Annotated in this window: 20 protein-coding genes; 10 read left to right on the top strand and 10 right to left on the bottom strand. The window is 64.1% G+C overall.

Going from position 1 to position 18,834, the window contains the following annotated elements:
- The 3 genes from M3498_16950 to M3498_16940 all read left to right on the top strand — a co-directional run.
- A partial coding sequence (locus M3498_16950; GenBank protein MDQ3460959.1) for an IS701 family transposase occupies nucleotides 1-239 on the top strand: 239 nt, incomplete at its 5' end.
- A gap of 183 nt (nucleotides 240-422) precedes the next feature.
- Nucleotides 423-1,151, top strand: a complete 729-nt coding sequence (locus M3498_16945) for a DUF4397 domain-containing protein (GenBank protein ID MDQ3460958.1) — start codon at nucleotides 423-425, stop codon at nucleotides 1,149-1,151.
- A gap of 224 nt (nucleotides 1,152-1,375) precedes the next feature.
- Complete coding sequence (locus M3498_16940) at nucleotides 1,376-3,304, top strand: DUF4397 domain-containing protein (GenBank protein ID MDQ3460957.1); 1,929 nt, start codon at nucleotides 1,376-1,378, stop codon at nucleotides 3,302-3,304.
- Nucleotides 3,305-3,398: 94 nt separating this feature from the next.
- Here M3498_16940 and M3498_16935 read toward each other — a convergent pair whose 3' ends face one another.
- The 5 genes from M3498_16935 to mnmG all read right to left on the bottom strand — a co-directional run bounded on the left by M3498_16935 (nucleotide 3,399) and on the right by mnmG (nucleotide 8,501).
- The gene (locus M3498_16935) at nucleotides 3,399-4,376 is read right to left on the bottom strand and encodes a malate dehydrogenase (protein ID MDQ3460956.1); all 978 of its coding nucleotides are present in this window, start codon (nucleotides 4,374-4,376) and stop codon (nucleotides 3,399-3,401) included.
- Nucleotides 4,377-4,552: 176 nt separating this feature from the next.
- Nucleotides 4,553-5,371, bottom strand: a complete 819-nt coding sequence (locus M3498_16930; GenBank protein MDQ3460955.1) for a ParB/RepB/Spo0J family partition protein — start codon at nucleotides 5,369-5,371, stop codon at nucleotides 4,553-4,555.
- On the bottom strand, nucleotides 5,361-6,113 hold the full coding sequence (locus M3498_16925; GenBank protein MDQ3460954.1) for a ParA family protein: 753 nt from the start codon (nucleotides 6,111-6,113) through the stop codon (nucleotides 5,361-5,363). The genes M3498_16930 and M3498_16925 overlap by 11 nt, the downstream gene beginning before the upstream one ends.
- On the bottom strand, nucleotides 6,095-6,703 hold the full coding sequence (locus M3498_16920) for a class I SAM-dependent methyltransferase (protein ID MDQ3460953.1): 609 nt from the start codon (nucleotides 6,701-6,703) through the stop codon (nucleotides 6,095-6,097). Before M3498_16920 ends, M3498_16925 begins: the two co-directional genes overlap by 19 nt.
- Nucleotides 6,684-8,501 (bottom strand): tRNA uridine-5-carboxymethylaminomethyl(34) synthesis enzyme MnmG, encoded by a 1,818-nt coding sequence (gene mnmG, locus M3498_16915; GenBank protein ID MDQ3460952.1) that lies wholly within the window; start codon nucleotides 8,499-8,501, stop codon nucleotides 6,684-6,686. Before mnmG ends, M3498_16920 begins: the two co-directional genes overlap by 20 nt.
- 198 nt (nucleotides 8,502-8,699) lie before the next feature.
- Between mnmG and dnaA the strand changes: the two genes are divergently transcribed.
- The 5 genes from dnaA (at nucleotide 8,700) to M3498_16890 (ending at nucleotide 14,776) form a co-directional block, all read left to right on the top strand.
- Nucleotides 8,700-10,028, top strand: a complete 1,329-nt coding sequence (gene dnaA, locus M3498_16910; GenBank protein ID MDQ3460951.1) for a chromosomal replication initiator protein DnaA — start codon at nucleotides 8,700-8,702, stop codon at nucleotides 10,026-10,028.
- Between the two features lie 375 nt (nucleotides 10,029-10,403).
- On the top strand, nucleotides 10,404-11,504 hold the full coding sequence (gene dnaN, locus M3498_16905) for a DNA polymerase III subunit beta (protein MDQ3460950.1): 1,101 nt from the start codon (nucleotides 10,404-10,406) through the stop codon (nucleotides 11,502-11,504).
- A gap of 157 nt (nucleotides 11,505-11,661) precedes the next feature.
- Nucleotides 11,662-13,011, top strand: coding sequence for a phosphopyruvate hydratase (gene eno, locus M3498_16900; GenBank protein MDQ3460949.1), 1,350 nt, complete (start codon nucleotides 11,662-11,664; stop codon nucleotides 13,009-13,011).
- 5 nt (nucleotides 13,012-13,016) lie between these two features.
- Nucleotides 13,017-14,441: a pyruvate kinase gene (gene pyk / locus M3498_16895; protein ID MDQ3460948.1), complete on the top strand. Its 1,425-nt coding sequence runs from the start codon at nucleotides 13,017-13,019 to the stop codon at nucleotides 14,439-14,441.
- A gap of 74 nt (nucleotides 14,442-14,515) precedes the next feature.
- Nucleotides 14,516-14,776 carry a hypothetical protein gene (locus M3498_16890; GenBank protein ID MDQ3460947.1) on the top strand — a complete coding sequence of 87 codons (261 nt, stop codon included), beginning with the start codon at nucleotides 14,516-14,518 and terminating at the stop codon, nucleotides 14,774-14,776.
- A gap of 88 nt (nucleotides 14,777-14,864) precedes the next feature.
- Here the strand turns inward: M3498_16890 and rplI are convergent, their stop codons facing one another.
- The 5 genes from rplI to M3498_16865 all read right to left on the bottom strand — a co-directional run bounded on the left by rplI (nucleotide 14,865) and on the right by M3498_16865 (nucleotide 17,145).
- Nucleotides 14,865-15,317: a 50S ribosomal protein L9 gene (rplI, locus tag M3498_16885; protein ID MDQ3460946.1), complete on the bottom strand. Its 453-nt coding sequence runs from the start codon at nucleotides 15,315-15,317 to the stop codon at nucleotides 14,865-14,867.
- Nucleotides 15,314-15,610 carry a 30S ribosomal protein S18 gene (gene rpsR, locus M3498_16880; GenBank protein MDQ3460945.1) on the bottom strand — a complete coding sequence of 99 codons (297 nt, stop codon included), beginning with the start codon at nucleotides 15,608-15,610 and terminating at the stop codon, nucleotides 15,314-15,316. Before rpsR ends, rplI begins: the two co-directional genes overlap by 4 nt.
- Entirely contained in the window at nucleotides 15,610-16,452 is an 843-nt protein-coding gene (gene ssb / locus M3498_16875) for a single-stranded DNA-binding protein (GenBank protein MDQ3460944.1), read from the bottom strand. Before ssb ends, rpsR begins: the two co-directional genes overlap by 1 nt.
- 61 nt (nucleotides 16,453-16,513) lie before the next feature.
- Nucleotides 16,514-16,855: a 30S ribosomal protein S6 gene (gene rpsF, locus M3498_16870; GenBank protein ID MDQ3460943.1), complete on the bottom strand. Its 342-nt coding sequence runs from the start codon at nucleotides 16,853-16,855 to the stop codon at nucleotides 16,514-16,516.
- A 146-nt stretch (nucleotides 16,856-17,001) separates the two neighbouring features.
- Nucleotides 17,002-17,145, bottom strand: coding sequence for a hypothetical protein (locus M3498_16865; GenBank protein MDQ3460942.1), 144 nt, complete (start codon nucleotides 17,143-17,145; stop codon nucleotides 17,002-17,004).
- A gap of 127 nt (nucleotides 17,146-17,272) precedes the next feature.
- Here M3498_16865 and mgtE point away from each other — a divergent pair, with 127 nt between their 5' ends.
- Together mgtE and M3498_16855 are read left to right on the top strand one after the other, a co-directional pair.
- Nucleotides 17,273-18,658 (top strand): magnesium transporter, encoded by a 1,386-nt coding sequence (gene mgtE / locus M3498_16860; GenBank protein MDQ3460941.1) that lies wholly within the window; start codon nucleotides 17,273-17,275, stop codon nucleotides 18,656-18,658.
- An 80-nt stretch (nucleotides 18,659-18,738) separates the two neighbouring features.
- On the top strand, nucleotides 18,739-18,834 hold a 96-nt coding region (locus M3498_16855), incomplete at its 3' end, for an undecaprenyl-diphosphatase (protein MDQ3460940.1).

Below are 18,834 nucleotides of genomic sequence, written 5' to 3'. Positions count from 1 at the left end.
TGGAGGAGTATCATGCTTCGCTCAAAGGCAACACTGCCCTAGCAGCAGCGCCTACCAAAACCAAGCGGACACAGCTCAACCATGTTTTCGCCTCTATCTACGCCTTTGTAAAGCTCGAAGTGATGCGGGTCGAAGTCAAACTCAACCACTTCGCTTTGCGCTCGAAACTCTACTTCAAAGCCCTTCAGGCGTCTTTCGATGAGCTAAGACGCTTGAAGGCTATCTCTGGTCTTGCGTAAGGTGAGTTCTTCACCTGGTTCGAAGGTCTCTTCACCGACCGTGACCCCGGCGACCTCGCCTTTCGCCTCGAGGTCTATGACGACCAGCCCGGCAACTTCCCGATAGCGGGCCACAGCCACGTCCGCGTCATTCACGCTTCGCCCGGTACGGCCAATGTAGACCTGTGGGCCTGGCGGAGCGACATGGACCGCTTGGTCGGCATAAGCCCCGAGATGGCCCCGCACGCGGCAGCAGCGTCGGCGGAGCAGGGCAGCCTGGCGGTCGCCGTGGCGCCGGAGGACGCTTCCGTCACGGTGCAGGGCCCGGAAGGATTCGTTCAGGAGTTCCTGGGCGGCCAGACCCTGACCAACCTGCCGCCGGGGGGGTATGTGATCGCGGCGACGAGAGCGGGCTACGAGGCGGCGCAAGAAGAGGTAGAGGTGAGCGCCGCGGAGGCGGCCGCCGTCACCCTGAACCTGGAAGAGGCCGAGGGCGAGGAGGCCGAGGCGCAGCGCCAGCAGCCCGTCGCCACCGTTCCGGCGGATCCAGCCGTAACCGCCGTGCCTCCCGATCCGGCTCTGCCCGCGACGCCCGCGGCGCCCGTCGCGCCCACCGATCCGGCCTTTGCCGACCCCACCGGCTTGAGTTTCGTCGTCGCGGCCGACGTAGCCTTTCCCTTTGTGAGCGGCTACGCAGACGTTCGCGCCTTTGGCTATGATCTCGACGTCCGTCTGGCCGGTTCGGATATCGTCCTCTATGAGATCGACGCGGTAGACCTCGAGCCGGCGACCATCTACACCATCTTCGTCACCGGCACGACCATGGCCGGCTTTCCCGTCGAGGTTATCGTCTTGAATGACGTCAGGCTGGTGAGCAGCCCGCTTGAAGCGCCGAACGGCGAGGAGACCGAGGAGAACACCAACGGCGATTAGAAACGAGCAGACGACCCAAGCTCTTTGAGAGGTCCTCTAGAGGGGCCTCTCGCTCTTTGTTTCTCCTCGCTGTTTGTTTGTTCAGGTTGTTTGTTCGGGCGATTTTGCCTCTGTGCCTCGAGCGGCAACACCTTCACGAAAATACCTTGATGAAGCCCCTAAGCAAGAGTTTTGTTACATGATCATCAGTAGGGTAGAAATGCTGTAACAAAGGAGGCAATACAATGATGAAAAAACTATGGGTATTGACGTTATCGCTTTTCGTGTTTGGCCTCACAGCAGCCCAGGCACAGGAGCAAACGCAACAGCAGCAGATGCAGGAGCAAAGCCAACTGGTAGAAGGTCAGGACTATGCCATGGTGCGCTTCGCTCATCTGTCACCCAACGCACCTGAAGTCAACCTCGTGCTCATACCGGACGACGGCACGGTGGGCACACAGACTACGGCCCCGGCTGCCACTACCCCGGCTGCCACTGACCCGGCCGCGACGCAGCAAGTGGGCACGGGCGTGCTCGAGGTCGTCGTCGAACCCGCCGACGCGATCATCAGCGTCACAGGCCCGGGTGGCTACCAGGACACCTTCCAGGGAAGCCATATGTTCAGCAATCTGGCGCCCGGCACCTACGCCGTGAGCGCGACGCGGCAGGGCTTCGATACCGCGACGGAAGAGGCCGATATTGCCGAGGACGAAACCGTGTCGGTCAACCTGACCCTGGGCGAGGCCGAAGGCGACGAAGCCGCGCAACTGCGCCAGCAAGAGCAGGTTCTCTCTGCCGAGCAGCAACAGCAGATGGCTGCCCAGCAGCCCGGTGTTGCCCAGCCCGGTGTTGCGGACCCCGGGGTGGTAGAACCTGTCCCGGCGACGACGGTGCAGGCGCCCGAAAGCCTGAGCTATGAGCAGGTGAGCGGCTATGTTCCCGTCATCGCCGGCAACTACATCGTCCAGATCGTCACGGCGGACGAGTCCGCGCTTGCCTACGAAGGCACCGTCAGCCTCGGCGCTGGCGCTTACCACACCGTCACCGCGCTTGGCTTCGTGATCGAAGGGCAAGATGGTGGTGTCGAGCCCGTGATCGGTGAAGGTCAGGATACCGGCGGCTTCTTCGACTGGCTCGGCGGCCTCTTCGGCGATGACCCGGCTCAGCAAGACGAGCTCACCATTCGCGTCTTCAGCTTTGATGACGAGCCTGGTAACTTCCCCGCTGCCGGCGACACGCATGTGCGCGTCATCCATGCCTCGGCCGGCTCGCCTGAGGTGGACCTCGTGGTTATAAGAGGCGCAGCGACGCAAACGCAAGCTGAGCCCGCAGCCACCGCGCAGCAGCCTGCCACGACGGAGCAGCCCGCGGCCACCGCAGAGCAAACCGCAGAGCAAGAGGTTCAGCAAGAGGGCATGGGCATGCTCGAGGTCGTTGTCGAGCCTGCCGACACCGTGATAAGCGTCGTCGGTCCCGATGGTTATGAAAGCGACTTGAGCGGTTCGCAGACGCTGACCAACCTCGTCCCTGGCACCTACGTCGTCAGCGCGACCCGCCAAGGTTATGAAGCTGCCGGCGAAGAGGTCGAAGTCGCCGAGGGTGAAACCGCTTCTGTCGACGTGACCCTTCAGGAATCCGAGGGCGACGAGGCCGCGCAACTGCGCCAGCAAGAGCAACCCGTGACCGCGGAGCAGCAACAGATGGCCGCGCAACCCGCAACCCCGACGACCCCCGAAAGCCCACCTCCCACCGCGGCCGCGCCCGCTACGCAAGATCCTGCGGTGACCACTGATCCTGCAGTGACCACCGCTGCGGAAGACGTCATCGCCGGGGGTGTGGCCTACGGCGCTGACAGCGGCTACGTGGCCTTCCGAGCTGCCCAGGGGACCAACCTTCAAGTCCGCCTCGCCGGTGCCGAGCCGCAAAACATTCTGCTCGACCTGGCCGATGCCGACTTCGAGCCCGGTTACGTCTACACCGTCTTCATTACCGGTACGACCTTCGAAGACTATGCTATTGGCTACGTCAAGGTCGTGGACTCGAGGCTCGGCGGCGGTACCGAAGAGGACGCGATGACCGCCCAGCGGGAGCAGGAACAAGACGCCACCCAGGAAGCCGACGAGGGTGAAGAGCTCGAGCCCGAAGAAGAAGAAGAAGGCGAAAGCACAAACTAAACGTCAAGCCTGATTCCCATAGAACGAGCGCCTCACCATGAGGCGCTCGTTTTTGCCTTGGTGGCCCCGACACCACCCCTAGAACTACGCCGTCCTAGAGAAGGTGCTCGACCGATGCCCGCTCTTCCTTGAGTTCCTGTTCGCTCGAGCGCATTCGCTCCCCAACGGCGTCAGCGACGCTCAGACCTTGAACGATCTCGACCTTGCCCTCGCTGACGGTGACGGGGTAGGAGTAGACAAGCCCCTCCTCTACCCCGTAGCTGCCGTCGCTGGGAATGGCCATGCTGACCCAATCGCCAGCGGCCGTACCATAGGCCCAGTCGCGCATATGGTTGATGGCCGCCGAGGCGGCGGAAGCGGCGCTCGACAGCCCCCTCGCCTCGATGATGGCGGCACCGCGCTTTTGGACGGTCGGGATGAAGCTCTCCGTCAACCACCTCTCCTCGACCAGAGAGGGAGCAGCCTTGCCGGCAACCGTGGCGTGGCTGAGGTCGGGCACCTGCGTCGCCGAATGGTTGCCCCAGATGATCATGCCTTTGATCTCTTGGACAGGTTGGCCGGTCTTCATGGCGAGCTGGCTGATCGCCCGGTTGTGATCGAGGCGCGTCATGGCGCTGAACTGGCTGGGCTCGAGGTCGGGAGCGCTGTGCAGGGCGATGAGGGCATTGGTATTGGCAGGATTGCCGACTACCAGCACCTTGACCGTTCGCTTGGCATGATCGTTGAGCGCTCTTCCCTGCCCGGTAAAGATAGCACCGTTGGCCTCCAACAGATCTTTTCTCTCCATCCCCGGCCCCCGCGGCCGCGCCCCTACCAGAAGAGCATAGTCCACCTCGCCAAAGGCGACCGCAGCCTCGTCGGTCGTGACGACGTCGTGCAGCAGCGGGAAAGCACAGTCTCTGAGTTCCATCTCGACCCCCTGAAGCGCCTTCAGGGCAGGCGTGATCTCCAGAAGCTGAAGAACGACGGGTTGATCCTTGCCGAGCATCTCGCCCGCGGCAATACGAAAGAGCAGCGAGTAGGAAATCTGGCCGGCGGCGCCGGTAACCGCAACGCGAATGGGTGTTTTCATCTTACCCTCCTCAAGGTGGGGTCCGGAGACCGGGAATAAAGAGGCCGCTCGAGCCGCAAAGCGTCGTTTCTACAGGTGTTTCTACAGGTGTTTCTACAGGTGTTTCTGCAATCGTTTTTATAGAGGCACGCCTGGTGAAGCTGGGGGTTCGTCGGTGTTTCACGTGAAACACCGGTCTAAGTCCGGTAGTGCAGGAGCTCGAGCAGGCGCTCGAGGTCTTCGCTCGAGTAGAAGTAGAGTTCTACCTTGCCCTTCTTATCGCCCCTGATCTTGACCTGGGTGCCCCACTGGGCCGCGAGCTGGTGTTCGAGCTGCGCGTGAGCGTGTGCGCTTCGGGGGCGGAGCGGCGGCGCCTCCTTGCGCTCGAGCCGCTCGGCCTGGCGCACCGAGAGACCTTGTGAAAGAATCTGCTCCAGGGCCCAGTTCTGATCCGCGCCCGGCTGGGCCAACAGGGCGCGGGCGTGCCCGGCGCTGAGCTGGCCGCGCGCGAGCGCGGCCAGCGCGGCCTCGGGCAGCTTGAGCAGACGCAGGGTGTTGGCGACGGCGCTTCTGCTCTTCCCCACCGACCTGGCGACGGCCTCCTGGCTGAGGCCGAAGTCCAGAAGCTGAGCAAAGGCCCGGGCTTCCTCCACGGGGTTGAGGTTCTCGCGCTGCAAGTTCTCGATGATGGCGATCTCGAGCGTCTCCTGGTCGCTCAAGGAGCGGACGATGGCGGGCACCTTGCTGAGCCCGGCCTGCTGGGCGGCACGGAAACGCCTCTCCCCCGCCACGATCTCGTAACCCCCGGCGGCGGGCCTCACCAGCAGGGGTTGCAAAACGCCCTTTTCCGCGATGGACGCCGCGAGTTCGGCGATCGCCTCGGGGTCGAACTGCTTTCTGGGTTGCCCGGGCGAAGCCTTGAGCAGGCTGAGCTCGAGCTCCTGCAAGCCGTCCTCTCGCTTGGGCGGCAGCAGGGCGTCGAGGCCCCGGCCCAGCCCCTTGCGCTTAGTAGACACGCTGCAGCACCTCCTCGGCTAGGCGTCGATAGGCGGCGGCACCCTGAGAGGCCGGCGCATAGTGGTGGATGGGCAGGCTGTAGGAGGGTGCCTCGGCGAGCTTGACGTTGCGAGGGATCACGGTCTCAAAGGTGAGCCTTTCAAAGTGCTTGCGGACATTCTCCTCGACCTCCTGCGACAGCTTGGTGCGACCGTCGAACATGGTGAGGAGGATGCCCAGGATCTGCAACTGCGGGTTGAGCGAGCTACGCGCCCGCTCGACCGTCTCCATCATGCCGGCGACGCCCTCGAGCGCGTAGTACTCCGTCTGCAGCGGGATGATCAGAAAGTCGGCGGCGGCCAGCGCGTTCAAGGTGAGCGCGCCGATGGTGGGCGGAGCGTCGAGGATGATGAAGTCGAAGTTCGGCCTGACGCCGGTGAGGGCTCTAGCGAGCAGACGCATGTTGTCCTCGCTGGCATCGAGCTCGAGCGCGGCGCCAGCTAAGTCAGCCGAAGCCGGCAGGATCTTCAACCCCGGTTCCGGGGTGTCGCGCACGGCCTGACGCGCCGGCACCGTGCCCGACAGCACATCGTAGATGGTCTTGTCCGGCTTTACGATGCCCAACCCGCTCGAGGCATTGGCCTGGGGATCCAGGTCGATGAGCAGGACGCGCCGGTGCGCGGCCAGCGAGGCGGCCAGGTTGATCGCCGTCGTGGTCTTCCCTACCCCACCTTTTTGGTTGATCACGCCAAGGGTGGGCATGGCAGGCCTCCGGAAATGGTCACGGAGGCCAGCCTACCATGTCTCGGTAACACAAGTTCACGGCTCTCCAGAGCGCGCTGCCGCACCATCCGCTCGAGGTCGCCTACCTCGCTGCGCCAGTCCGGGCCCTTGCGCGAGACCAGGCTGACTCTGTCGGCCTGAAGATGCCGCGTCAGGGCGTAGACGAGCGAGAAGTTTCCCACCGCCTGGGCGCTGATTACCGGGTAGCTCGCGGTTGGCCGGTAGCTACCGACGTCGTCCGCGACCACCGAGACATTGTCGAGCGCGAGCTGAGCCCTGACCAGATTCAAAAAGGCCGCGCGGCGGCGGCGGCGCTCGACCAGCGTAAAGCTTAGGTCCGGCCGCACAATCGCCAGGGGCAGGGCGGGCAGCCCGGCACCCGAGCCGAGATCGAGCCAGCGCGTACCCTCTTTGATAGGGCGCGCGAGCACCTGGGGATAGAGAAGCGCTTCCTCTACAAGCTGTGGCAGGTCGGCCAGACCGGTGGGGGAGAGCAGATCGAGGGTGCGGTGGTAGCGGCGAAGAAGGTCTTGAAACGTCCTTAAGCGGTCATGCCGCTGCTGTTTCACGTGAAACGCGTCCGCTCTTGAGGTGAACGAGCACTGCGGTGATGTCGCTGTCTCTCACCCCTCTGAGGCGCTGTGCTGCGCCGAGGGTAGCGGGAAGCTGGCGTTGCAAGGCATTACGGCCCTCGTGCGAGAGGCTGGCGACCCTATGGTAGTCGATTCCAGCCAAGCTCAACGTCTCGTGGTCCTTGCGCGCCTCCAGATCGCGCTGGCTGCGTTCGATATAGGCCGCGTACTTGCTCAGCACCTCGACCTTGCGCGCCTCAGCGGGCGTAAGTTCGGTGGTGCTCGGGCCTATCTGGGCCACGACCTTAGCGTAACTGGCCTGAGGCCGGCGCATCAGCGTGCTGGCCGGGACACCCTCCACGCGGGTCCGCTCCAGACGCTCGAGCTCCTGCTTGACCCGCGCCTCGCTCTCCTGCAGCGCGCGCAGCTCCCCTGCTGTGGCCATACCCCAGTCGACGGCGACGGGCAAGAGCCGCTCGAGCGCGTTGTCCTGGCGGTGGACCAAACGGTACTCATTTCTGGAGGTCAACATGCGGTAGGGCTCGTCGATGCCCCAGCGCACCAGTTCGTCGAGCAGAACGCCGATATAGCCCTGGTCGCGGCGCAGGCTCACGGCCCTTGCGCCGGCCGCGTAGCGGGCCGCGTTGAGGCCCGCGATCAGCCCCTGGACGGCAGCCTCCTCGTAGCCGCTGGTGCCGTTGACCTGACCGGCGCTGAAGAGGCCAGGGAGGCGCTTCGACATCATGCTCAAGTCCAACTGGCTGGGGTCGAGTACGTCGTACTCGACGGCGTAGGCGTAGCGGTGGATAGCCGAGTGCTCAAAGCCCGGCAGGGTGCGGATCATCTCGTCTTGGAGAATCGGCGGCATCGAGCTCGAGAAGCCCTGCAAGTAGACTTCGCTGGTTTCTAGGCCGTCGGGTTCGACGAAGAGAAGGTGGCGGTCCTTGTCGGCGAAGCGGACCACCTTGTCCTCGATCGAGGGGCAGTAGCGCGGCCCCTGGCCGTGGATGCCGCCCCCATACATGGCCGAGTGCTCGAGGTTGGCCTGAATGAGCGCGTGCGTCCTCTCGGTGGTGTGGGTCAGCCAGGTCGGCGAAGTGGTGGCGCGTGGACCCGGTCTGCCGCTGAAGGAGCCGGGAGGATCATCGGCGGGCACGACCTCGAGGACCGAAAAATCCACCGAGTCGGCGCGGATGCGCGGCGGCGTGCCGGTCTTGAAGCGCAGCAGGTTGTGGCCCGTGGCGCGCAGGCTCGCCGAGAGGTAGCGCGCCGGGGCCTCGCCCTGCCGTCCCGCCGAGCGCTGCTGCTTGCCGTACCACACCACCCCGGTAAGGAAAGTTCCCGTGCAGAGCACGACGCTCGGCGCGGCGAGCTCGCGGCCGTCCGCCAGGGTCACCCCGCCGACCCGGCCGGCGTGGCTGAGAATGCTCGCCACCTCGGAGCGGACGATGCTGATGCCGGGGGTGCTCTCGACGAGGGCCCGCGCCGCCGTAGCGTAGCCGTCGCGCTCGTTTTGGACCCGCAGGGACTGCACCGCCGGCCCCTTGCTGGCGTTGAGGGTGCGCGCGTGGATAGCCGTCTCGTCGGCAAGCCGGCCCATCACCCCACCGAGCGCGTGCAACTCGAAGACGAGCTGCGACTTGCCCGGCCCGCCCACGGCGGGATTGCAGGGCATCAGCCCGATCTTGTCGGGGTTGGGCAAGACCATAGCGACGGCCACGCCCAACTTCGCCGCCGCGTGCGCGGCCTCGATGCCGGCATGTCCGCCTCCTACTACGATTACGTCAACCTTCATCCTTCGAACCTCACTCCACTCATCCTAGCCGTCCCTAGCCAGCCTTTACGCTAGGGCCGGCGCCGCCCTGGTATAGTATCAGGCGTCACATTAAGGGTGGCGCGGAGAATTTGGTAGACTGCTTTGCTGGACCAACCCCCGTGGACACACCCCTGCGAACCTCGCGGCGAAGGACCGAGTGCTTATGCTGACCACGCTATGCTGAGACAAGAGAACGCCATCTGGGAGGATATCCTCGACTTCGTCAAGACGCAGATTCCCGAGGTCGAGTTTCGCACCTGGTTCAAGCAGGTACGGCCGCTCGGCATCGAGGACGGCACCTTCATGATCGGCGTGCCTCACTCCTTTGCTCGCGACTGGCTCAAGAACCACTACGCCGTCGTGATCGAAAGGGCCTTGCGCGACCTGGGCGCCTCCTCGCCCCGGGTGGGCTTTCAGGTCGTGCCCTTTAAGACCTCGGAGCAGCAAGACATCTTCAGCAGCGCCGAGGAGAAGTCGGGGCCGGTCAGCAAACCCCGCCTCAACGAAAAGTACGTCTTCACCAACTTCGTCGTCGGGCCCAACAACAACCTGGCCCACGCGGCGGCCTTGGCCACGGCCGAGGCGCCGGGGCGCGCCTACAACCCCTTTTTCATCTACGGCGAGGCGGGCCTGGGCAAGACGCATCTCATGCACGCGGTCGGCCACGCCGTCGCCGAGCGCTTTCCCAAGCTGCGGGTCGAGTACGTGACCACCGAAACCTTCACCAATGACCTCATCAACGCCATCCGCGAGGACAAGATGGTAGCCTTTCGCGACCGCTACCGCTCGATCGACCTCTTGCTCGTCGACGACGTGCAGTTTATCGCCGGCAAGGAGCGCACCCAGGAGGAGTTCTTCCACACCTTCAACGCGCTCTACGAGTCGGGCAAGCAGATAATCCTCTCCTCCGACCGGCCGCCCAAGGACATCCCCACCCTGGAAAACCGCCTGCGCAGCCGCTTCGAGTGGGGCCTCATCACCGACATCCAGGCGCCCGAGTTGGAGACCCGCATCGCCATCCTCAAGATGAACGCGGAGTATAGAGGCGTCAAGATTCCCAGCGAGGTGATCGACTACATCGCCCGTCAGGTGACCTCGAACATCCGCGAGCTCGAGGGCGCCCTGGTGCGCGTGATCGTCTACGCCAGCCTCAACCAGACCGACCTTAGCAGACAGACCGCCGCTCGCGCCCTGGCTGACGTCTATATGCCCAGCGAGCTCAACCTCTCCATGCCGGACATTCTCCTAGCCACCGCCCGGCACTTCGAGGTCGAAGCCACCGACCTGCGCTCGAAGGGGCGGCGACATGAACTGGTCGTCCCCCGCCAGGTAGCGATGTACCTCATCCGCGAGCTGACGCCGCACTCCTACCCGGAGATCGGCCAGTACTTTTCGGGCCGCGACCACTCGACGGTCATGTACGCCGTTCAAAAGGTCAGCCGGCATCTGGGCTCGGACGACGAGCTGAGCAGCAGCGTCCGGACGATCAAGGGCAGCTTGCTGTGAACCTCCGCAAGCTCTTGAATCCTTGGCTCAATCCGCTCTCTTTTTTATCATCTTTTACATCTTTCTCTCATTTTATGGCCTCCTTTCCTGTGGATAAGTCTGTGGATAAGCTGTGGATAAGCTGTGGACGAAGCTGTGGATAACCGGGGTCTTGGAGGGGCCTGTGGAAAGCTGTGGATAAGTCGGGCACTTATCCACAGGAAAGGGCGAGTTATCCACAAAATTATCCACAGGCTGTTCTCTATTCAGGACGGGTCGAACGCCACTTTTCCACAGTTTCCACAGGCCCTACTATATAGAGGGGTTCCTTTTAAGAGTGGTTAGATTCGCCCACCGTGTTTTTCTTGGATCAGGTCTTCTTTATGAGGAGAAAGCATGAACGTTCAGGTTCCCAAGAGGCAGTTGCTCGATAGCCTAGGCCATGTCGAGCGCATCATTCCAAGCAGAAGCAGCAACCCCAGCTTGAGCCTTCTCAAGCTCGAGCTCACCGATAGTCTTACCGACAGTGGCCTCACCTTTTCCGGCAGCAACATGGACCTCGACATCGAGAGCCGTCTGCCGGCCGACGTGAAGGGCACGGGCACGGTGGCCGTGCCCGCTCAGGTCTTCAGCCAGGTCGTCCGGGCGCTACCGGGCGAGCTCGTCGAACTCGACTTTTCCGAGCGCGAGGTGGAGATTCGCTCGGGTTCCTACGACACCAGTTTGCAGCTCGCCGACGCCGGCGGCATTCCGGAACTGCGCTTTCCCGAGAGCTACCGCGGAGGGTTCGACGGGGCGACCTTGGGTAGGGCCCTTGCCCACGTGCGCTACGCCGCCGCCGTGGCCGAGTACCAGGCCATCTTTCGCGGGGTCAAGCTCGAGCTCGCCGACGGCCGGACGCGGGCGGTCGCCACCGACGGCTTCCGCCTGGCCTATTACCACCTTGAGGACTCGAGCGGGCTGTCGGGCAATCTGGTCATCCCGGCGCGCAGCGTCGACGAGCTCGTCAAGGTGTTGAGCGGGGGAGAGGTGGCACTCGAGCTCATGGACGGCCAGCTCTCGCTCAGGAGCGGCCAGGTCAAGCTCAACGTCAAGCTGATGGAGGGTGACTTTCCCGACTACAGCCGGGTGATTCCCAAGCAGTTCGCGCTCTCGCTGGTCATGGCGGCCGGGGCGCTGGCGGAAGCCGTCGCGCGGGTCGCGGTGATGGCCGATAAAACGTCGAATAACCGCGTGGACCTCTTTTTGAAGGATGGCCGCCTGCAGATCACCGCCGAGGGGGCTTACGGGCGCTCACAGGAGTCGCTGGAGGTCGTACAAGAGGGCGACGAGTCGCAGATCGCCGTGGCCTACAACGCCAAGTATCTGGTGGACGCGCTCGCGCCGATGGACGGCGACTTGCGCCTCTCGCTCTCGGGAACGACCAGCCCGAGCGTGCTGGCCAGCCTCGCCGAGCCCAGCTACTTCGCCATGGTGGTGCCGCTGCGCACGGGCTAGCGTGCCGACTCTTCAGACGGGCTGACGCTGTGAAGGGGGCGGGGTAGTAGACTAAAGGCTGTCGTGTGCTGTTGTGCGACGGATAAGCCCCGTACCGGCAGAGGACACCGAAACGAGCGTAGCAGAACGCGGTGGAGAACGCAGTGGGAGGACACAGATGACGGACATAGAAGTGGTACACGGCCTCGAGGTCTTGGACTCGAGGGGCAATCCGACGGTCGGCGCCAGGGTGATCCTGAGCAGCGGCTTCGAAGGTTACGCGGTGGTGCCCTCGGGCGCCTCGACGGGCAGCCACGAGGCGGCCGAACTGCGTGACGGCGGCGACCGCTACCTCGGCAAGGGCGTCCGGACGGCCGTGGACAACGTCAACTTGTCCATCGCACCGGTCATCGAGGGCTTCGACGCCGCCGACCAGGTCGGTCTAGACGCGACGCTGGTCGCCTTGGACGGCACCAAGAACAAGGGCAAGCTGGGCGCCAACGCCATCTTGGCGGTATCCTTGGCCGCCGCGCGTGCCGTCGCCACCGCTTACGATCAGCCGCTCTACCGCTACTTGGGCGGCGTCGGCGCGCGCACCCTGCCGGTGCCGTTGATGAACGTCATCAACGGCGGCAGGCACGCCGACAACAAGGTCGACGCTCAGGAGTTCATGCTGGCGCCCATCGGCTTTGGGCACTTTTCCGAAGCGCTCCGCGCCGGCGTCGAGACCTTTCACCAGCTGAGGAAGGTCCTGCAGGAGCGCGGCTACAACACCAACGTCGGCGATGAGGGCGGTTTCGCCCCGGATCTGAAGTCCAACCAGGAGGCGGTCGAGGTCATCCTCGAGGCCATCGAGAGGGCCGGCTACACGCCGGGCGAAGACATCGCCATCGCCCTGGACCCCGCCGCCAGCGAGTTCTATCGGGACGGGCATTACCACCTGGACGCCGAGGGCAAGGTGCTCTCATCCGACGAGATGATCGCTTTCTGGCAGGACTGGGTGGCGCGCTATCCGATTCTATCCCTCGAGGACGGCCTGGCCGAGGACGACTGGGCGGGCTGGGCCAAGCTGACCGCGGCCATCGGCCACAAGTGCCAGCTCGTCGGCGACGACCTGTTCGTCACCAACGTCGACTTTTTGCAGCGCGGCATCGACGAGAGCGTGGCCAATGCGATTCTCATCAAGGTCAACCAGATCGGCACGCTCTCGGAGGCACTGGACGCCATCGAACTCGCCAAGTCCAACGGCTACCGCAGCATGATCAGCCACCGCAGCGGCGAGACCGAGGACACCTTTATCGCCGACCTGGCGGTAGGGGTCAACGCCGGACAGATCAAGACGGGCTCGGCCAGCCGCAGCGACCGCCTGGCCAAGTACAACCGCCTGCTCATGATCGAGGACGAACTCGGCGACAGCGCGCGCTTTTTGGGCGGGAGGGCCTTTGCACATAAGACTCCTACACAAAAGGCCCCCGCACAAAAGGCCCCCGCACAAAAGGCCCCCCTGCGAGAGCCTCCCAGGCAGTGAGCGCCATGCAGCGCCGCACCCGCATCGTGGCGACCATCGGGCCGGCTACCAGCACACCCGAGATGATCGTCAGGCTCATGGAGGCGGGCGTCAACGTCTTCCGGCTCAACTTTTCGCACGGCAGCAAGGAGGTGCACAGGAGCAACATCGGTCTGATCCGCGAGCACGCCAAGCGCCTGGGCCAGCCCGTCGGCGTCTTGCAGGACTTGCAGGGGCCCAAGATTCGCGTCGGCAGGTTCGAGGAGGGCAAGGCCGAGCTCGAGGCGGGGCAGCGCTTCGACCTGACCTGCGACGACGATTCCCCCGGCAACAGCGAGCGCGTCGGCGTCACCTACAAAAACCTCTACGCGGACGTCAAGCTCGACGACAACCTGCTCCTCGACGACGGCAGACTGGGGCTCAAGGTCACTGCCATCACAGGCGAAACCATCCGCACCGAGGTGACCCTGGGCGGCATACTCTCGAACAACAAGGGCATCAACCTGCCCGCGGCCAAGCTGTCAATCCCCGCCCTCACCGACAAGGACGTCGAGGACCTGATCTACGGCGCCGAGCTCAACGTCGACTGGGTGGCGATGAGCTTCGTGCGCAGCCGCGACGACCTGCTCCTGGCCCGCCACTATCTGGCTCGGGCGGGCAGCCGCGCCAAGCTCATGGCCAAGATCGAAAAGCCAGGCGCGGTCGAGCGCTTCGAGGAGATCCTGAGCGAAGTCGACGGCGTCATGGTGGCGAGGGGCGATCTAGGCGTGGAGATGCCGCCCGAGCGGGTGCCGCTCGTCCAGAAGCGGCTGATCCGCGCCTCGGTCGAGGCCGGCAAGCCGGTCGTCACCGCCACCCAGATGCTCGAGTCGATGATCCACAACCCCACCCCCACCCGCGCCGAGGCTTCGGACGTGGCCAACGCGATTTACGACGGCACCGACGCGGTCATGCTCTCGGCCGAGACCGCCATCGGCTCTTATCCCGTCGAGGCGGTCAGGATGATGGGTCGCATCGCGCTGTCGGTCGAGTCCGACCCCGAGTACCAGCGCAACATGCGCGACAGCTATCCCAAGCCCGAGAACACCATCGCCGATTCGGTCTCCTTGGCGTCCTGCCAGATGGCCTACACCCTGAACGCCAAGGTGATCGTCTCCTTCACCTCGTCGGGCGTGACCGCCCTCAGGGTGTCGCGCAACCGTCCGGCCGTGCCGATCTTGGCCATCACCCCCAACGAGCGCGCCTTTCGCCAGATGAGCGTCGCCTGGGGCGTCTTTCCCATGCTGGGGCACGAGATCCACAACACCGACGAGATGGTCGAGGTCGCCAACCGCTGCATCCACGAGTCCGGCATCGCCGCCCTGGGCGACCGCTACGTGATCACCGCCGGCGTGCCCTTCGGCGTGCGCGGCACGACCAACCTGATCCGGGTCGAGCGCGTCAGGTCCTGAGCTTCAAGCCCGCACGGGCGGCTCAGGATTTGGTAACCGGGCAGCCGCTAGAGTCTTGGCCAAGGAGGTAGACCGTGTCCGACAACCGCGGCGGCGAACAGGGGCGCGACCCGAGCAGGCCCATCCTGGAAGGGGAGAGGCCGGGTGACGCCTACGAGCACGAGAACAGCATCTTGGATGAGCTGGGCGGAACGGATGGGGATGACCTCGACGACCTCGACGAGGACAGCGCCGACCTCGAGGACTTCGGCGAGCTAGACGACGAGGACTTCGACGACGAAGAGCTCGACGACGAAGAGCTAGACGACGAAGAGCTAGACGACGAAGAGTTTTGAGGTTCGGCGCACCTTCTATACCCATAAAAACTATACCCATAAAAAAGGACGGCTGAGGCCGTCCTTTTTTATGCGAGTCTGGCCCGCGCTAGGCTTCTTCGTCGGCCACCACCGACACGGTGACCTCGATGGGCACCTCGGGGTGGGGCTTGTAGGTGACGGTGTAGTCGCCGAGTTCCTTGATGGGATTGTCGAGATTGATCTTGCGGCGGTCGATCTGGGTACCGTACTGGGCCTCGATGGCCTCGGCGATGTCGCGCGTGCCGATCGAGCCGTAGATGCGGCCCTCGCCGGCACGCGTCCTCATCTCGACCTTGGCCCCCTCGAGCATCTCACGCAGGCGCTCGGCGTCGGCCTTGCGCTCGGAGAGGAGCTTGGCGCGCTGCGACAGCCTGGCCTCGAGCTCGCGCTGGTTGGCCTTGGTGGCGGGCAGCCCCAGGCCCTGCGGAATCAAAAAGTTGCGGGCATAGCCCGGCCGCACCTTGACCATTTCGCCGGCGTCGCCCAAGTTGTCGACGGGCTCGAGCAGGATCAGGTTCATTTGCGGACCAGCTTTTCGGTGATGGGGATAATCGCGAGAACCCGCGCGCGCTTGATGGTGGTGGCAAGCCTACGCTGGTGCTTGGCGCACACCCCGGTGCGGCGGCGAGGCAAGATCTTCGCCGTGTCCGAGATGAAGCGGCGCAACATGCGGCCCTCGTGGTATTCGGTCACCTCGAGCTCGCCCGTGCAAAACTGGCAGACCTTGGGCTTGCGGGGGCGTCTGCCGCCGCGCTTGTCGCGGTCTCTGTCCTTGCCTTTTGATGCTGTTCCTCGTTGCGGTCTTTGTGCCATTAGAAGGGTAGATCCTCTTCAGGTGGAAATTCCTCGTCGATGTCTAACTTCTGACTCGCTCGGTCGTCCTTGTCAGGACCGGCCTGCTGGCCGGCCTGGGCGGGACGGGCGCCGGTGCCACCTCCACCGGGGCCACGGGTCAAGTATTCGACGCGCGAACCTTCAATCTTGGTCTTGAATTGACGGTTGCCGTCTTTGTCGGTCCAGTTGTCCGTCACCAGGCGTCCGCTGACGAACACGGGGTCGCCCTTGGCAAGTTCGGCGCAGCCCTCGGCGAGCTCGCGCCACACGTTCACCTCAACAAAATGCACGCTCTCCTGGTCCTGGCCGCTGCGGTCGCGGTACTGCTCGTTGACCGCCACCACGAAGCGCGTCACGGCGTCGCCGCCGGGCGTGTAGCGCAGCTCGGCGTCCTTGATCAGGTTGCCGATGATGGTCACCTGGTTGAGGGCGTCGCGGAGGCGCTCCTGGCCCTTGGCATCGGTGACGGTAGCCTCGGCCTTGCGCGAGCCGGTGGTCATCACCTCGACGCGGACGGCCTTGACGTCCAAGGCGCTGCGCTTCTGGCCGCTCTGGTCCTCCCAGGTGCGGTAGTTGATGCGGCCGTCGACGAAGACCGGCGTGCCCTGCTGGAGCTGGTCGGTCAGGTACTCGGCCTGCTTGCCGAAAACCGTCACCCGGTGGTACCAGGCGAGTTCGCGGCTCTGGCCGTCGCTGCCGGTGACGTGGTCGTTGCCGCCCAGGTTGAGCTCCAAAATGGCCAAGCCGCCCGGGGTGTAGCGCAGTTCCGGTGCCTGGGTGAGCGTGCCCGCGAGATAAACGCTGTTGAGTCCTCTTGCCATGATGCTTCTCCTTTAAAAGTCTCGCTGCTGCGATGTCTGCATGCTAGTCTATGGGGCTGGTCTATGAGGCTATAGCCTCTTCCGCCGCGGGCTTTTTGGCCCTGCGGGTCTTCCAGTCGGGGCGTTCGCGAACGACGAGCGCGCGCATGATGTTGTCGCGCAATCTGAGGTTGCTCGCGAGCGCCTTGGGGGCCTCGGCCGGCAGCTTGAGCCGGTAGATGAGGTAGTAGCCCTCCGCGTTCTTTTCGATTGGGTAGGCCAGCCGCTTCATCCCCCACTCGTCCGCGCCGACGACTTCGCCCTGGACGCGCTCGATCTGCGTGGCTATGGCGTCCTTCTCGGTCTGAAGCTGAGCCTCGTTCAGGTTCGGGCTCAAGATGATGTTGAGGTCGTACTGGTGCATGGTCACCTCCTTCTGGCAAGGCTTGCCCACTCTTGATAGAGTCGGCAGCTTTTAATCTTAACACGAAAGTCCAAAAGTGGCAAAAAGCGCATTGCTGGATTGCTGGATGTCAGCGCGGGTTGACCTCATCACGGTTTTCATCTAGGCTAGATGAGGTTTGAAGGCAAACCGCCATCATCAACCGCCATCATAGTTGAGGGGAGGACGCTCTTGTCCGCTGACGAGATGTACCACAGTTCAAAGACCGAACCGCCGTCACCTACTTCATCCGAGCGGATCGTCCTGCCCATTCTGTTCTCCTGAGTGACCTCTAAAGGCTAGCAGTAAGGCGAGGGTGATCCTGAGCCCTACTGGAGGACCGCTTCCTCCTTCGCCCTACCCACGCAGGTGCCCGTTGCCTGCCCTGGAGGTTGCATCATGCCTGAATACACCACCACCTTACCGCGCGACATTCAGCGCCTCATCGAGGAGGGGCGCTGGAAGCAACTCGCTGCCGACCACCTGGACTGGCCGGACGTAGAAACGGTCGCACCGGAACTGGTGGATACCCTCCTGAGCCTGAATAAACCCGACCGGGTGCTGCTGTTTCGCGCCCTGCCTCGCCGGATCGCCACGGAAGTGCTCGCCTCGCTCGAGGGCGAGACGCGAGACGCGCTGCTCCTCGAGCTTACCGACAAGGAAGCCAAACGCCTGCTCGAGGACCTCAACCCCGACGACCGCACCTACCTGCTGGGAGAGCTGCCGGGGCAGGTGACGCAGCGGATGCTGAACCTCCTGTCTCCCGAGGACCTGGCGGAGGCCCGGCTGCTGCTCGGCTATCCCGAGGACAGCGTCGGCCGCCTGATGACGCCGGACTACCTGGCCATCAAGCCGGACTGGACGGTCAGCCGGGCCTTGGAGCACATCCGCAAGCGGGGGCACGAGAGCGAAACCGCGAACGTCATCTATGTGGTGGACAAAGACTGGCGCTTGATCGACGACATGCCCTTGCGCCGTCTGGTGCTGGCCGATCCGGACGCGCGCATCGAAGACATCATGGACGATACCTTCGTGAGCCTCCAGGCGACCGACGACCGCGAGGAGGCCGTCCGGCGCATGCGACGCTACGACCGGGTGGCCCTGCCGGTGGTCGATACGACCGGCGTGCTCATCGGCATCGTCACGGTTGACGATGTGTTCGACGTCGCGGAAGAGGAAGCCACCGAGGACTTCCACCGGGTCGGTGGGGTGGTGCCGCTGCGCTCGAGCTACTGGGAGGCCGGCTTGAGCGTCTTGTACCGCAGCCGTATCGTGTGGCTGGCGGCGCTGGTGCTCGTCAACCTGGTCTCCTCGGGCATCATCGCGGCGTACGAGGAGGCACTCGAGGCGCTCGTGGCATTAGCGTTCTTCATCCCCCTGATTATCGATACCGGCGGGAACGCGGGCTCGCAGTCCGCCACCATGATGATTCGCGCCATCAGCACCGGAGACGTGAAGCTGCATCAGTGGACGCGGGTGCTGCTCAAGGAAGCAGGCATCGGTTTGGCTATCGGCGTGACCCTTGGCGCGATGGGCTTTATCCTCGGCTTGATTCGTGGTGGCGCGGAGATCGGTATGCAGCTCGGTTCGATCGTGCTCCTGACCATGGTCATCATGCTCGTCTTGACCAACCTCATCGGCATGATCCTGCCCTTTATCCTCACCAAGCTGAAGCTCGACCCGGCCGTGGCGAGCGGGCCACTCATCACCTCGATCGCGGATGCGGTCGGGTTGATCGTCTACTTCTCCATCGCCACCGCGATTCTGGGGATCGGCGCCGGCTGAGCAGGTGCGCAAAAGCCGGCATGTTCCCACAGGGTTTCCGGCCTTGGCTGTGACCCTGCCGGCTCGCGATAGCCGCTGGCATGGTAACTTGGTCTCTCGTGACAGCACTCGAAGCACTCATCTTGGGCCTCGTTCAGGGAATCACCGAGTTCTTGCCGATCTCGAGCTCGGGCCAC

This window comes from Deinococcota bacterium, from assembly GCA_030858465.1.
Lineage (GTDB): Bacteria > Deinococcota > Deinococci > Deinococcales > Trueperaceae > JALZLY01.
This window is presented reverse-complemented; position numbering and strand designations above follow the sequence as displayed.